Annotated in this window: 16 protein-coding genes; 1 reads left to right on the top strand and 15 read right to left on the bottom strand. The window is 39.1% G+C overall.

The genetic code is table 11. From position 1 onward, the window contains the following. Positions 1 to 169: 169 nt before the first annotated feature. The 14 genes from sigF to GHD25_RS14660 form a co-directional block, all read right to left on the bottom strand. Complete coding sequence (sigF, locus tag GHD25_RS14725; protein WP_164218212.1) at positions 170 to 925, bottom strand: RNA polymerase sporulation sigma factor SigF; 756 nt, start codon at positions 923 to 925, stop codon at positions 170 to 172. Positions 926 to 933: 8 nt separating this feature from the next. Continuing rightward, positions 934 to 1,374: an anti-sigma F factor gene (gene spoIIAB, locus GHD25_RS14720; protein WP_164218169.1), complete on the bottom strand. Its 441-nt coding sequence runs from the start codon at positions 1,372 to 1,374 to the stop codon at positions 934 to 936. After that, positions 1,371 to 1,724, bottom strand: a complete 354-nt coding sequence (gene spoIIAA / locus GHD25_RS14715) for an anti-sigma F factor antagonist (RefSeq protein WP_164218167.1) — start codon at positions 1,722 to 1,724, stop codon at positions 1,371 to 1,373. Before spoIIAA ends, spoIIAB begins: the two co-directional genes overlap by 4 nt. Positions 1,725 to 1,828: 104 nt before the next feature. Further along, on the bottom strand, positions 1,829 to 3,010 hold the full coding sequence (locus GHD25_RS14710) for a D-alanyl-D-alanine carboxypeptidase family protein (protein WP_164218165.1): 1,182 nt from the start codon (positions 3,008 to 3,010) through the stop codon (positions 1,829 to 1,831). A 232-nt stretch (positions 3,011 to 3,242) separates the two neighbouring features. Further along, on the bottom strand, positions 3,243 to 3,515 hold the full coding sequence (locus GHD25_RS14705) for a hypothetical protein (RefSeq protein WP_164218163.1): 273 nt from the start codon (positions 3,513 to 3,515) through the stop codon (positions 3,243 to 3,245). Positions 3,516 to 3,865: 350 nt separating this feature from the next. Continuing rightward, positions 3,866 to 5,173, bottom strand: coding sequence for a pyrimidine-nucleoside phosphorylase (locus GHD25_RS14700; RefSeq protein WP_164218161.1), 1,308 nt, complete (start codon positions 5,171 to 5,173; stop codon positions 3,866 to 3,868). 14 nt (positions 5,174 to 5,187) lie between these two features. Next, on the bottom strand, positions 5,188 to 6,006 hold the full coding sequence (locus GHD25_RS14695; protein WP_164218158.1) for a purine-nucleoside phosphorylase: 819 nt from the start codon (positions 6,004 to 6,006) through the stop codon (positions 5,188 to 5,190). Positions 6,007 to 6,023: 17 nt separating this feature from the next. Further along, entirely contained in the window at positions 6,024 to 7,205 is a 1,182-nt protein-coding gene (deoB, locus tag GHD25_RS14690; RefSeq protein ID WP_164218156.1) for a phosphopentomutase, read from the bottom strand. Positions 7,206 to 7,340: 135 nt separating this feature from the next. Beyond that, positions 7,341 to 8,234 (bottom strand): site-specific tyrosine recombinase XerD, encoded by an 894-nt coding sequence (gene xerD, locus GHD25_RS14685; protein WP_164218154.1) that lies wholly within the window; start codon positions 8,232 to 8,234, stop codon positions 7,341 to 7,343. Positions 8,235 to 8,236: 2 nt separating this feature from the next. Beyond that, positions 8,237 to 8,443: a YqzK family protein gene (locus GHD25_RS14680; protein ID WP_164218152.1), complete on the bottom strand. Its 207-nt coding sequence runs from the start codon at positions 8,441 to 8,443 to the stop codon at positions 8,237 to 8,239. 246 nt (positions 8,444 to 8,689) lie between these two features. After that, entirely contained in the window at positions 8,690 to 9,145 is a 456-nt protein-coding gene (fur, locus tag GHD25_RS14675) for a ferric iron uptake transcriptional regulator (RefSeq protein WP_164218150.1), read from the bottom strand. Positions 9,146 to 9,257: 112 nt separating this feature from the next. Continuing rightward, complete coding sequence (gene spoIIM, locus GHD25_RS14670; RefSeq protein ID WP_164218147.1) at positions 9,258 to 9,896, bottom strand: stage II sporulation protein M; 639 nt, start codon at positions 9,894 to 9,896, stop codon at positions 9,258 to 9,260. A 93-nt stretch (positions 9,897 to 9,989) separates the two neighbouring features. Continuing rightward, positions 9,990 to 11,159, bottom strand: coding sequence for an endonuclease Q family protein (locus tag GHD25_RS14665; RefSeq protein WP_164218146.1), 1,170 nt, complete (start codon positions 11,157 to 11,159; stop codon positions 9,990 to 9,992). Then, complete coding sequence (locus GHD25_RS14660; RefSeq protein WP_164218144.1) at positions 11,160 to 11,705, bottom strand: NUDIX hydrolase; 546 nt, start codon at positions 11,703 to 11,705, stop codon at positions 11,160 to 11,162. Positions 11,706 to 11,939: 234 nt separating this feature from the next. Between GHD25_RS14660 and GHD25_RS14655 the strand changes: the two genes are divergently transcribed. Beyond that, the gene (locus GHD25_RS14655) at positions 11,940 to 12,854 is read left to right on the top strand and encodes an aldo/keto reductase (RefSeq protein WP_164218142.1); all 915 of its coding nucleotides are present in this window, start codon (positions 11,940 to 11,942) and stop codon (positions 12,852 to 12,854) included. Positions 12,855 to 13,224: 370 nt separating this feature from the next. On the opposite strand, the gene GHD25_RS14650 is transcribed toward GHD25_RS14655, so the two are convergent. After that, entirely contained in the window at positions 13,225 to 14,178 is a 954-nt protein-coding gene (locus GHD25_RS14650) for an MBL fold metallo-hydrolase (protein ID WP_164218140.1), read from the bottom strand. Positions 14,179 to 14,234 lie beyond the last annotated feature (56 nt).

The raw sequence follows: 14,234 nt of genomic DNA, 5'->3' as shown, positions 1-14,234 counted from the left end.
AGTATTTGTCAAAAGAGGATTAATTATTACGGTATATGGAAAGGAATTGCATAGGTGAAATCTATATGTAAAACGGTATGTTAATGCAGCAATCGACCAAAGCTGATAGCAGAGGAATAGAAAGCTGTCCTGGATACTTAAAAGACGTGTATCGGGACAGCTTCATTTTTCATTCCATATTTATTTTCATTTCTTTTAATATCTTTTTTTCCAATCTTGAGACTTGCACTTGGGATATGCCAAGTCTTTCTGCAACCTCAGATTGTGTCTGGTCCTTATAGTATCTTAAATAGACAATGATTCTCTCTCGCTTATCCAGGTTTCGAATGGCATCCTGTAAAGTGATCCTATCAAACCATTTTGAATCCGTGTCGGCAATTTGATCCAATAGTGTGATCGGATCCCCGTCATTTTCAAACACTGTCTCATGAATCGAGTGGGGGGATTTAGCCGCTTCCTGAGCATGAACCACTTCTTCAGGGGAAATTTCCATAGCCTCTGCAATTTCATTAACGGTAGGTGATCTCCCCATTTCTTTCGTCAATTCATCTTTTTTTCTGCGTATTTTATTTCCTATTTCCTTCAGGGATCTGCTGACCTTTAAACTTCCGTCATCTCTGATAAAACGCTGAATTTCCCCTATGATCATGGGAACAGCATATGTGGAAAAACGGACATCATAGGAAAGGTCGAATTTATCTATTGATTTGATTAATCCAATACTTCCAATTTGGAACAAATCATCGGGGTCATAGCCCCTGTTTATAAACCGCTGCACAACAGACCACACAAGCCGGACATTATTTTCGACCAGTGTATCTCTTGCCTGTTTATCCCCCTCTTGGCTCTGATGGATCAGTTTTTTTATTTGTTCATCAGTCAAGGTTTCATTCCGTTTACTATTATTTTTCACATCTACATTCATAGGCATCCCTAATTATAAACAGTCCTGCTGTTTATTAGCTGCTTTGTCATATGAACAATTGTGCCGCTTTCAGAATCGGAAATAACCTCAACTGCATCCATAAAGTTTTCAATAATGGTAAATCCCATGCCGGACCTTTCCAATTCCGGTTTGGATGTGTATAAAGGCTGGCGGGCCTCTTCTATATTTTTGATGCCAACACCCTTATCTTTAATTGTCAGCTCTATTTCCCCATCGTAAAGCGTACATGTGATAGAAATTTTATGGTGTCTTTCATTGTTATAACCATGAATAATTGCATTCGTTACCGCTTCGGACACCACGGTTTTTATTTCTGTCAATTCCTCCATTGTTGGATCCAGCTGGGAAATAAATGCCCCTACAGTAACCCTTGCAAATGCTTCATTTTCACTGACACTTAAAAATTCTATATGCATTTCATTTTTCATGATGCCACCCCCAAAGAAACCAGTGCAAAAGCTTCATTCTTCTCTAGACGGATAATTTTAAACATGCCGGACATTTCAAACAATCGTTTGATTGGTGGTGAGATGGAACAGACTACCATCTCACCGCCAAGCTGCAAAACCTCTTTATATCTGCCTAAAATAACACCCAAGCCAGAGCTGTCCATAAAAGTAACAGCCTCGAGATTTAATAGCACATGTTTTACATCTTTTGTTTCCATCATTTTTTTCCATTCGCTTCTTAAGCCTTCAGTTTCATGATGATCAAGTTCCCCTGACAGCCTTACAACGAGTACGTTTCCTTTCATAGCAAACGATGAATTGAGCCCCATTGCTTTTCCTCCTTATAAATACTTTATACTCCCTTTTCTATATTCAATCGTTTAAATCCTGCTGCATGACAAAAGAAGAAGAAATTCCCGGAATTTAGATGAATTCATTCGGATTTCAACAATTTTTGCATAGATCTTTTAAAAAAGGTATAGTAGGATGCTTTATCTATATCATGATCCACTGTTAAATCACTTTCAGATAAAATATCCTCCCCTTTTTTGACATATAGTGTTCCCACTTGGTCCCCTTTCTTCAGTGGCACAGTAATATCTGGGAAAAATTCGACTTCTGTGGTTATATCATCCATTGATTCTCCTTTAGGATGCAGGGTACTGATGGACTCGGAAGCTACAATATCAATATCTTTATTTTCAGCTTTTAATAACTGTAAATTGGTTATCGTTTGTCCTTTATCAAATAACTTTTTTGTCTCAAAATGATTAAACGCATAATCCAGCATTTGGGAAATTGCAGCATTTCTTTCCTTTGTTGTTTCCGCTCCCATAACTACTGTAATAACCCTCATATCATTTTTTTCCGCGGTAGCCGTCAAACAATATTTTGCTTCATTTGTAAATCCTGTTTTGAGCCCATCCACGCCAGGATAAAACTTTACCAATTTATTTGTGTTCACAAGCCAAAATTCATTTTCTTCCCCTTTTCGCAAATAATCTTCATAAATGGAGGTATACTCCGTTATTGATTCATATTTTAATAATTCCTTAGCAATCATTGCCATGTCATACGATGTACTATAATGGTCATCAGCAGGTAATCCGGTAGCGTTTTGAAATTTGGTATTTTTCAATCCCAATTCCTTTACTTTTTCATTCATTTTTTTAACAAAAGCATCTTCACTGCCGGAAATTCTTTCGGCCAATGCTACACTCGCATCATTCCCGGACGCAATAGCTACGCCTTTAAGGAGGTCTTCCACTGTCATTTCTTCCCCTTCTTCAAGAAAAATCTGGGAACCTCCCATGGAAGCTGCCCTTTCACTCACCCGTACTGTTTCCTCATAAGTCAAATTTCCATTTTCCAGTTGTTCCATAATTAGAAGAAGAGTCATTACTTTTGTCATACTGGCCGGCGGAAGTTTTTCTTCAGCATTTTTATCAAAAAGTATTTCCCCTGTATCTCTCTCCATTAAGATCGCCGATTCCGCTTCGGGTGCCAGATTTAATGGTTCCTGACCATTTTTTTCTGCTTCTTCTGCAAAAATGGCAGTGTTCATACTGAGCAGAAAAAGTAATATGATACTGACAATTACTGTACTCTTTTTCATAGACTTTACCTCCAACAATCAATATAGCTCTAGGGTTTCCATTAAGGATGTATTTTATACGCAGACAACATGTATCCTGATCGTTTTCGGCGCATAAAAAAAGCCGTGAATCCTCGTTGTTATTGAGTATTTCCGGCTTTATGAAGTATTATCTTCCGACTGAATTATTTTCTCTTTGATTATCACGTAAAATGTTACTTGTTAAATTGAATCCCGTTATAAGGTATTGTTATTATAGATCATGGTTATTTTGCTTTGCTTCATGCAATTGGTGACGGGTATCGTGGAGCTGTTCGAATGCTTGTTGAAATTGCGGGTTTTCCGTTGCCTCTGTTCCCCCCTGCTGCCGAGCATGCTCAAGCTGCTGTTCACCTTGCAGCAACAATTGCAGAGCTTCTTCCAGTAATATTTCATTTGACCCTTGCGCTCCCCGCATAGCCGCTTGAGCTTCATGAATCCTTTTGCTTGCCTGCTGTAATATCTGATGCAAATTCTGTTGTGCCATAATCTGACCCTCCAATAATTCATTCCTTAGCTTTAATATGAGCTGTTTTTCCAAAATTAATTCTGGATCAGATATAAACAGTTTGCTGCCTTTTTTAATTACTTCTATGCAGGGGGCGGCAGGTGGAAAGCCGCCCCACAGGACACGTCCTATTTATTTTGAACAAACAGCATACCATATGGATAGGCTGCTATCGGCCGCGTGATCACGTTTCAGTGTTCAGTAACTGATGCTGCACTTGGATTGGTGGAGGTGCAAACGATATGCTCTGAGCGGATTATTATTTTAAGTTTGAAGAAGTTCGGATTTCCTTTTGACTAAAATTCATTTTGTCCCAGTCTCTTCAAAATTTATTGATTTAGAATAGTATCGTAAATGAGCTCCGGAACTTTTACATGCTGATACGATATGGATATGCTTTTATACAATTTGTCTTTTACCTCTTCAACAGATTTATCATTACTGTAAATGGTCAGCAGCGGTTCACCTTCGTTCACATCGTCCCCGATTTTTTTATGCAGTACAATACCGACAGATAAATCAATTTGTGTATCTTTTGTTGCTCTGCCGGCTCCCAGCATCATAGCGGCAGAACCAATATCATCCGCTTCCATAGCAGCAACTTTTCCTGTTGTTTTTGCCGGCAGGTCTAGTTTATATGCTGATTGCGGCAGTAATTCCGGATGATCTGCAACAGTACTGTCACCGCCTTGTGATGCAAGGAACTGTTTAAATTTATTTATTGCTTTTCCATTTTCTAAGTTTTCACGTAATCTGCTTTTAGCCTCATCCATGGTTTTTGCCTTATTTGCCAATACAACCATCTGGCTGCCCAGCGTCAGACAAAGCTCAGTTAAATCCTTTGGCCCATTTCCTTTTAATGTGTTGATGGCTTCCCTTACTTCCAAGGCGTTACCAATTGCGTTTCCCAACGGCTGACTCATGTCGGAAATAACAGCCATTGTCTTTCTTCCTACCTTGTTTCCGATTGAGACCATCGTTTCGGCCAGAATTCTTGCATCATTTTCTTCTTTCATAAAGGCTCCTGCACCTTTTTTTACATCCAGCACGATGGCATCTGCTCCGGATGCAATTTTCTTGCTCATAATCGAACTGGCGATTAGAGGAATGGAGTTTACTGTGGCAGTAACATCCCTTAAACTGTAAAGCTTTTTATCTGCCGGGGTCAGATTGCCTGATTGTCCAACAACGGCCACTTTATTATTATTTACCAGTTTTATAAAATCATCATTCGTTATTTCTGTGTGAAAACCCGGAACAGCTTCCAGTTTGTCAATAGTACCACCAGTATGCCCAAGTCCGCGGCCGCTCATTTTTGCTACGGGTACACCTGCAGAAGCGACCAGGGGAGCAAGGATGAGTGTAGTAGTATCACCGACCCCGCCGGTTGAATGTTTATCCACTTTTATTCCCTGAATCGCAGAAAGATCTATTTTCTCCCCCGATTCCACCATGGCCGAGGTGAGACTGGCACTTTCTTCTGCTGTCATGTTCTGAAAATATATTGCCATTAATAATGCGCTTATCTGATAGTCAGGAATCTCATTTTTTGTATATCCGTTTACAAAGAAATTAATTTCTTCTTCAGACAGCGTATATCCATCCCTTTTCTTTTCGATAATGTCATACATTCTCATTTACAATCACCTTTTTATTTTGGAATCGTACTAATTATTTTTTTGACAAGTTTTAAGAAGTCTTCTCTTGCTCTTTCTGTTGTTTCAATTACTTCTGAGTGGGCTAGCGGCTGGTCCAATATTCCTGCTGCCATATTGGAAATACAAGATATACCCAATACCCTGATACCTGCATGTCTGGCCACAATGACTTCAGGTACGGTGGACATGCCGACTGCATCAGCCCCCCACAGCCTCAGCATGTTTACTTCTGCCGGCGTTTCATATGTCGGACCGCTATTTGCTGCATAAACCCCTTTATGAACTTGCAGGTTAAGTTCTTTGGCACAATCAGAGGCATGCTGAATCAACTTGGGATCATATGCTTTTGACATATCGGGAAATCGTTCCCCGAGTGTCTCGTCATTTTTTCCAAGTAAGGGGTTGTCCCCTATATTATTAATATGGTCTGATATAATCATTAAATTTCCTGGATGAAAGCTTTCATTAATACCTCCTGCTGCATTGGTAACAATAATAGACTCAATTCCAAGCTGTTTCATCACTCTGACTGGAAAAGTGACCTGATTTAATGAATAACCTTCATAATAATGAAATCGGCCCTGCATGGCAATAACGGTCTTTCCCTCCAACTGACCTATGATTAATTTTCCTTTATGCCCGCTGACAGTAGAATCGGGAAAATGGGGAATTTCACTATAGGATATGGAAACTGCTTCTTCAATTTCATCTCCAAGGACTCCAAGACCGGAACCAAGTATGAGACCTATCTCAGGAGAACTATTAAATTTCTCATTTATATAGGTAGTTGCCTGCAAAATCTTTTCTTTCATGTTAGACCGCTCCAATTCTATTTAATTTCATTTAAAAAGCTTACCCCAAATTTCGGACTGTTCACTTGGAAGTTATCCGCAATGGTTTCTCCTATATCAGCGAATGTCTTTCTGACCGGCAATTCCTTTCCGGTTTGAATACCTGTATGAAAAATAAGCAGCGGAACATATTCCCGGGTATGATCTGTACCATGATGGGTTGGGTCATTGCCATGGTCAGCTGTAATAATTAATAAATCATCGTCCCGCAGTTTATTAAGCACTTCCGGCAATCTATTATCAAAAGCTTCCAATGCTTTTCCGTATCCTTCAGGGTCTCTTCGGTGACCAAATTTTGCATCAAAGTCAACAAGATTTAAAAAGCTGATGCCAGTAAAATCTTTATCCATCGATTCTCCGATTTTTGTCATGCCATCTTCGTTATCCAACGTTCTTACTGCTTCAGTGACACCTTCGCCATCAAAGATATCGGAAATTTTTCCAAGGGCAATCACATCATAATTTTCATCTTTCAGTTCGTTCATTACAGTTCTTCCAAATGGTTTTAACGCATAATCATGTCTATTGGATGTACGCTGAAAAGCTCCGGGCTCTCCGATAAATGGACGGGCAATCACTCTGCCTACCATGTATTTTTCGTCACGTGTTAATTCCCGGGCAATTTCACAAATTCCATACAGCTCATCCAATGGTACAATTTCTTCATGAGCAGCAATTTGCAGCACGGAGTCTGCAGAAGTATAAACAATCAGGCTGCCGCTTTCCATATGCTCTTTACCTAATTCATCCAATATAGCAGTTCCTGAGGCAGGTTTATTGCCAATTATTTTCCGGCCTGTCCGTTCTTCGAGCTGATTCATTAATGCATCCGGAAAGCCATCCGGGAATGTCTGAAACGGCTGTTCAATATATAGCCCCATAATTTCCCAATGTCCTGTCATGGTATCTTTTCCATTGGAGGCTTCCTGCATTTTTGTAAAATGGGCCCTCGGATCTGCTGCCTTGGAAATACCATCTACTTCCCTGATATTACTTAATCCCAGTGCTCCCATGTTCGGCATATGAAGGCCATTCATATGCTTTGCAATATGGCCTAAAGTATCTGCACCTTTATCATTAAATTTTTCTGCATCAGGCGCTTCTCCAATTCCTACTGAATCCATTACGATTAGAAATATTCTCTTAAATGTATAGTTCAAAGTACATCCCTCCACTTTTTATATTCCCAAACTTCCCTTTTTGTATGTTTCTGCCTCAGTTGTAAGATGTCCGACAACGATAACGCCTTTTTATTATCATAAATGACGATTATGTATAAGCAGCCTATAGCAGAACTATGCTCTGGGGTGATATGAATTATATATATCTTTTAATCTCCCTTTTGTCACATGAGTATAGATCTGAGTTGTCGCAATATCTTCGTGGCCAAGCATTTCCTGTACGATCCGCAAATCAGCCCCGTTCTCAAGCAGATGTGTAGCAAAAGAATGCCTCAAGGTATGCGGAGTTATTGTTTTCGTAATCCCGGCCTGCTTTGCAACTTTTTTTAAAACCTTCCAAAATCCCTGCCTTGTCAATGGATTCCCATGATGATTGACAAACAGAATCCCAGTATCTTTATTATTTTTGATTAAATGGTTTCTGGCGCCACTCAAATAGAGCTCTACCGCGTTTTTTGCAGCATTGCCCAGCGGAACAATTCTTTCTTTTGATCCTTTTCCAAAGCATTGGACAAACCCCATCGTTAAATGGAGGTCACTGACCTTTAATGTAATCAGTTCACTGACCCTGAGCCCTGTAGCATACAGCAATTCAAGCATAGCCGTATTCCGAACGGAAAGTGCTGAATCCTCCTTCACCGAAAGCAATTTTTCCACATCATTTACAGATAAAACATCCGGAAGTTTCCTATCTTTTTTCGGGATTTCCAGATGCAGGCTTGCATCACCGGAAACGAGCTGTTCCCGAAATAGAAATTGATGAAATGCCCGAATGGATGAAATATAGCGGGAAATGGTGGCTGCAGATTTGCCGCTATCCTTTACTTTATGCAGGAAATGAACAATATCATTCCGTGTTACTTCTTCCCAGTCAGACTTCTGTACTGATTTTCCAATGTAATCCGTGTATTGTTTCAAATCTCTTTTATAGGAAGTCAATGTATTTTCGGAGAGTCCTCTCTCTATTAATAGATAATGAAAGAAATCGTCCAAGGAATTTGTTAGCATGTTTACTCCCCTAATTGAAAAAATAAATTTAAACGATCAATAAAACGCTGCTCCTGCTGGAAAACCTTTACGGCAGGCCCTTCCGGAGGATCGTATCGATGGAAATTCTCATATTCTTCATGCATGGCACGCAGGCCAAAATAAAATAAAAAAGTGCAGGCAATAAATATAATAAATACTTTCAGTGTATCCCAGGCTATCCTTTTCATAGACATATCTCCTCTTGTATCCTAAGCATCTTAGTACAAGATATGCCATAAAATAATAACAATATACATGAAACCGGCATAAAAATAAATGTGATGCCATATGTAATTTTACCATGTTCCGGAGCAATGAAAAGAATAGCCTTATCATAGTTAGTATAATACCGTTTATCATCAATGCGGGAGATAGGCGTTATTCACTAAATAATCAAGAAAAAAACCTTTCTTCCAAAGAAAAAAGGTTTATCATTAAGTTACTTCCACGGTAATTTCCTGACATTGTTTGCAAATACCATGAAAAGTCAATCTGTGGTCTTTTACCTGAAAACCCCAATCTTTTTGTACAATTTTTTCTACATCCTGCAGCAAATCATCAATAATTTCTTCAACTGAACCACACTCAATACATACCAGGTGATGATGGAAATGTTCTGCTCCTTCTTTACGCAGGTCGTAACGCGAAACACCATCCCCGAAATTAATCTTATCTACAATTTTTAACTCTGACAGCAGTTCCAATGTCCGGTAGACGGTAGCCAAACCGATCTCCGGCGCTTTTTCTTTTACAAGCAGATACACATCCTCGGCACTTAAATGGTCTTCTTCACGTTCCAGTAAAACCCTTAATGTTGCTTCCCTTTGAGGGGTAAGCTTATAACTTTGAGCATGAAGCTGCTTTTTTATCCGGTCAATTCGATGTTCCATGGCAGACTCCCTCCCTCATATCCCATCTTTATTATATGCACCTGAGAAATTTGTGTCAAAGGTATATTATCATTATTACTTTATATTTATAATAATTATAATCTAATTTTTATTATTGGTAAAATGATTTAATCATTATTTCCATTGCCCCATTTGACAAATATGACTCCAACAGTGCAGCGACAAAGGAAAATGCCAATAAAAATAAAAATAAAATAATATATTTACTGAAATGCTGAAATACGGGTTGGGATATTTTTTTGCTGAATAATTTTTGCAGCAATTTTAATGAAAAAATCATGGACATACTCCCTGCTGAAATATAAATCGGTATGATTAATATATTTTGCGGTGCAATGGAAACAGAGGCAATAAAAAGCCCATTTATCCCCAGCTGATTGACTAAAAATCCAACCGAGAATCCGACTACCAACCCTTTAATAAAAAGCAGGATCCAAACAAATGGCAATCCGATTACAGACAAACCCAATATAAAAATTAACACCAAATATTTCATATGGAATAAAAAGCTTTCCTTTAAAATAGCATGATTTTCAATGGTTTCGCTTTCGGCAATCCGACTGAAAAACTGCTCCAGATAAAAAAACAAATCCTGTTTTTGTACGAAGTTCATGCTGTTTACAAGAATAGCGCCAAAAATAATTCCGGTAAGAAATAGAATGGTCATAAATAAATAAATGGTGCTATGTTCCTTCATATGATTCATGATTATGGTTCTATTATTATACATCGTTTTCCTCCATTTCATAGATCGTACTATATTTAAAATCTATGAAATGAAGAGAATATTCATGCCAAATTCATTGCCTTTTTTTTGGTTTTTCTATGGCAGGCTGACTTTACCATATTTTCCCCCGCCTCCTGCTTTAATGGGAAGCTGGCCATTGCGCATCTGGATGATAGATGCTGCTAGTTTTTCGGGTAAGGCTTCTTGTAATTTTTCGGGAGGTATTTCATGCAGTATGCTCATTTCCGTCCCAAAACGGTTTAATAGTTTTTCGTATGTTTTCGGCCCCAGTGACGGCAAATATTCCAGTGGGACCTGATATAAATAGGGCGGACGGTCCTCCATAGGTTCATCAGTGTCCTTTAATTCCCCGATACGTTCGGAAACCCCCTTAATTATTTTCCGGGAATGGCATACCGGGCATTTTTTTGTGTCGGAGGGCAACGGTTCAAAGCATTTGCTGCAAACTGTAGTATGATACTTTCCGAGTTTCGGGTTCATACCAAAGTTTTTGAGAATTTTACGGCCATTGACCTGGTGCAGCGCCCATTCCAACTCTTTAAATGAAGCTTCTTTCATTTTAATTTGCTGGTATTCCCTCGCTATTTTTCCAAGGGAATGGGCATCAGAATTGGTGAGGAATGTATAGCCATGCAACTCACTGATTTGGTCTGCCATGAAAGTATCAGAGCTTAAACCCAGTTCGATTGCATCAATCAGGTCCGGATCCAGCACTTCCCGCAATGATTTATTTACTCCCCTGCCATATAGGCTTTTAAACGGGGTAAACACGTGAGCAGGAATAAAAATGCCGCCCAGTTCTTTTACTTTATATTGCAGTTCTTTCCCTGTTCCGTAGTAACGCTGTGAGCTTAAATTAATATTCTTCATTTTAGTTGTTAACCAATCCGAAAAAGAGGCAGTACTTTTTATAGTGGGAAAAAAGCATAAAACATGAATTGGCCCCTGGCAGTTTTCATCATAAATTTCTATTTCCGACCCGGGTATCAATGTAATATTTTCAAATTTAATCCCGCCATCCTTTAATTCATAGGCTCTTTCTTCATCCATAAGCTGATTAATTTCCTGCATTACGTTAGGAGAATGACAATCGATGACCCCGATTAAATCAATTCCTTTAGTGCGGCCTGATTCTTTTAGAATATTTGTTAATGTTAAGCTTTTCGCCCCTGTAATTTTTACAGGATTGCCATGCATATCTCTGCCAATATGAATATGCATGTCAGCATAATATGTCTCAAGCATTTATTTTCTCTCCAATGCGTGTAAGTAGAGAATCGCATAATTTGTTTTTGCATCGTGGATTCTTTCTTCTTCCACCAGCTGTTTCGCTTCGTCCAATGTCAGCTCCATTATTTCCATAAATTCATCATCATCTTTTGCTGCAGGAGCGTCGAGAGGCTTTAGTTCATCCGTAATAAAAATATGGATCAGCTCATCAGCAAACCCCGGAGAAGTATAAAAAGAGGTTACAAGTGACAGTTCACTTGTTGTATAGCCTGTTTCTTCTTCCAGCTCCCTGATAGCAGCAGTTTCAGGATCTTCCCCTTTTTCCACTTTACCTGCCGGAATTTCAATGATCGATTTTTCCAGCGGTTTCCGGTATTGTTCTATCAATACTATCTTATCCTCTTTCGTAATAGGTATAACTGCTGCTGCTCCCGGATGTTTTACAAGTTCTCTCTTTGCTTTATTTCCATCAGGCAGCAACACTTTATCCACCTGTAAGTCAATAATTTTTCCATCATATATTTTTTCGCTGTTTATCGTTTTTTCTTCAAATTTCCGCATATGCATTCTCCTTTAATGTTAAGGGTTTTAATGGATAAGGACTGTATCAGAATGCCAGTACCGCGAAATGATAATTGCATTTCAGCAGCAACCATGGATTATATTCGTTAATAGCAGGGATACTAAGCTAAATCTATTTTACACTACCTTTGGTTCTATTGTGAAATAGTTGCAAAAAAAGATGGGCCATCTTACAATGGAATCAACCTGAACATCCACTGGAGGCGCTGGCATATGAAGATGAATCAAGTGGGAAAATCGGATATTACCGTAAGTGCATTAACCCTGGGCTGTATGTCCCTGGGAACAGACAGGAAAAAAGCCGAAAGCATAATTGATAGATCATTGGACATGGGGGTTAACCACCTGGATACCGCAGATTTGTACAATTTCGGATTAAATGAAGAAATTGTAGGTGAAGCAATTAAGCCGAAACGCGGTGACATTATTTTAACAACAAAAGTAGGCAATCATTTTAATAAGGAAAAGAAAGATTGGTTTTGGGATCCGTCAGAAAAGCATATTAAAAATGGCATTAAGGATAGTCTGAAACGGCTGCAGACGGATTATATCGATTTATATCTCCTTCATGGCGGAACGATAGAAGATAATATCGATGAATCTATTCACGCCTTTGAAGATTTAAAAAAAGAAGGACTGATTCGTGCTTACGGTATTTCCTCCATTCGGCCCAATGTCATTCGGGAATATGTAAGAAAATCAAATATCGATGCTGTCATGATGCAATACAGTCTGCTTGACAGAAGACCTGAAGAAGAATTATTGGATCTTTTGCACGCCAACAGCATCAGTGTTTTAGCCAGGGGGCCTTTGGCAAAAGGAATGCTAAGCAATGAATCCCAAACGATAATTGAAAATAAAGGAAAAAATGGATTCTTAAATTATTCCTATCAAGAGCTAAAAGAAGTAAATGAACAAATTAAAAATATAAAAGCAGATTCCTTCAATGAACTTTCATTAAAATATGTTTTGAAACATCCTGGATTGGCCACTGCTGTATTTGGGGCAAGTTCTATTGAGCAGGCAGAGGAAAATTTAAAAGGAGATTTTAAGAAACCTTTGGATAATAAAATATACGTTCAGCTGCAGCAGATAACGAAACCAAATAAATATGATCAGCATCGATAAATCCAACAGGCTGTCTACAAGGATAGAGATTGGACAGAACAACTTTAGTTAAAAGGAACCCGAACATCCTTATACGCTGTACCTAAAACCCGCTCCGGATATACTTCGCTTTCACCATTGGCACAAGGTTGACATCCCATCAAACTCCCTTTGGCCGTTTTCCCGGTGTCTGCTTTGCCGCGGGCGGCTGGTAAGCCCCCCGCGTGCGCTTCGTGTTGCAAATATCTCAGTCCTCGCAACTAAAAATTGCTGACTCGTCTTTAGGGGTCTCACTGATGCCTTTGCTCCCGCTGTAGTCTAAGTATATTTCCGGAGCTATATGGTCTTTTTTCTGTCTCAGTCTCTTAAAAAGACTGTTTTGGATCCTCGGTTATTTAATATAGAAGTATATATATTCTCCTTCCAGCCTTTTTCCAATCATCCCTTCATCTTCAAGATAATCAAGCTGCCCGATGGTTTCCGACATGGTTAAATCAATTTGATTTTCATAACGGGAAGGAAAAATCTGACAGCATAACTGAAATGGTGTTTGAGATTTTTCTTTCAGCAGATGTAACACTTTCTCCGCCCGTTTTTCCTGGCTCCTAAGACGTTTTGCTATAATTTCTTCTGCTTCATTGAAAATCTCTCCATGTCCGGGATAAACAGTATTTATCCCGAGATCTAAACACTTTTTCAAATTATGCCGGTATCCCAGCATAGGTTTGGGCCGTTCTTCTTTTGGATTGATTGGCGGTTCCATTAATGGATTCGGGGATATATGGTACAGCAAATGGTCCCCCGCGATAAATGCTCCGTCAATCTCTCTGAAAAATGATAAATGACTTTGTGCATGTCCTTTGGTTTCAATTACTTGCCAGTCTTCATGCCCTGGCAAATAATCGCCTTCCTCCAGAACAGAAGTCAGTTTCCCCTTACCGGAAAATTGTAAAGGTGCCCGGATATGATCCAGAAACCCATGCAAATACTCAGGGATCCCCCCAACGGTAAACACATATTTAAAAAATTGTGTATACCTTTGGAAAAAAGGTTCATCCCTTGTGAGCCATAAATCGACATTTTTATGTGCAATCATACTTTCCGCTCTCGGGAATTGTTCAATTAAACCAATGTGATCCGGATGATGATGGGTTAAAATAATTTGTTCAATATCTTCAGGGCCGTATCCATGCTCTTTTAATTGTTGTTGACAAGCTTCCCATGCTTGTTCTGTTTTCACCCCGGCATCTATCAGTGATAGTCTGTCTCCTTTTAAAAGGTACATATGTGTGTCCCCGACAGCAAAAGGCGTCGGAATCGTAATCTGGCTGATCGTGTCTTTCATGTTCGTTCCTCCAAAATGAATGCTCATTCAGTTTACTTATTATTGTACATCTTATT

The organism is Virgibacillus aidingensis, from assembly GCF_010994035.1.
Lineage (GTDB): Bacteria > Bacillota > Bacilli > Bacillales > Amphibacillaceae > Virgibacillus_N.
The sequence above is the reverse complement of the archived record's forward strand: the minus strand, read 5'-3'. Positions and strand labels throughout refer to the sequence as shown.

Coding starts and splice junctions, on each gene's coding strand:
- spoIIAB (WP_164218169.1), bottom strand. CDS start 1,374: ATGAAAAATGAAATGCATATAGAATTTTTAAGTGTCAGTGAAAATGAA.
- GHD25_RS14680 (WP_164218152.1), bottom strand. CDS start 8,443: ATGAAAAGGATAGCCTGGGATACACTGAAAGTATTTATTATATTTATT.
- GHD25_RS14705 (WP_164218163.1), bottom strand. CDS start 3,515: ATGGCACAACAGAATTTGCATCAGATATTACAGCAGGCAAGCAAAAGG.
- GHD25_RS14660 (WP_164218144.1), bottom strand. CDS start 11,705: ATGCGGAAATTTGAAGAAAAAACGATAAACAGCGAAAAAATATATGAT.
- GHD25_RS14665 (WP_164218146.1), bottom strand. CDS start 11,159: ATGCTTGAGACATATTATGCTGACATGCATATTCATATTGGCAGAGAT.
- spoIIAA (WP_164218167.1), bottom strand. CDS start 1,724: ATGGGGCTCAATTCATCGTTTGCTATGAAAGGAAACGTACTCGTTGTA.
- GHD25_RS14655 (WP_164218142.1), top strand. CDS start 11,940: ATGAAGATGAATCAAGTGGGAAAATCGGATATTACCGTAAGTGCATTA.
- GHD25_RS14650 (WP_164218140.1), bottom strand. CDS start 14,178: ATGAAAGACACGATCAGCCAGATTACGATTCCGACGCCTTTTGCTGTC.
- sigF (WP_164218212.1), bottom strand. CDS start 925: ATGAATGTAGATGTGAAAAATAATAGTAAACGGAATGAAACCTTGACT.
- GHD25_RS14710 (WP_164218165.1), bottom strand. CDS start 3,010: ATGAAAAAGAGTACAGTAATTGTCAGTATCATATTACTTTTTCTGCTC.
- GHD25_RS14700 (WP_164218161.1), bottom strand. CDS start 5,173: ATGAGAATGTATGACATTATCGAAAAGAAAAGGGATGGATATACGCTG.
- xerD (WP_164218154.1), bottom strand. CDS start 8,234: ATGCTAACAAATTCCTTGGACGATTTCTTTCATTATCTATTAATAGAG.
- spoIIM (WP_164218147.1), bottom strand. CDS start 9,896: ATGTATAATAATAGAACCATAATCATGAATCATATGAAGGAACATAGC.
- GHD25_RS14695 (WP_164218158.1), bottom strand. CDS start 6,006: ATGAAAGAAAAGATTTTGCAGGCAACTACCTATATAAATGAGAAATTT.
- fur (WP_164218150.1), bottom strand. CDS start 9,145: ATGGAACATCGAATTGACCGGATAAAAAAGCAGCTTCATGCTCAAAGT.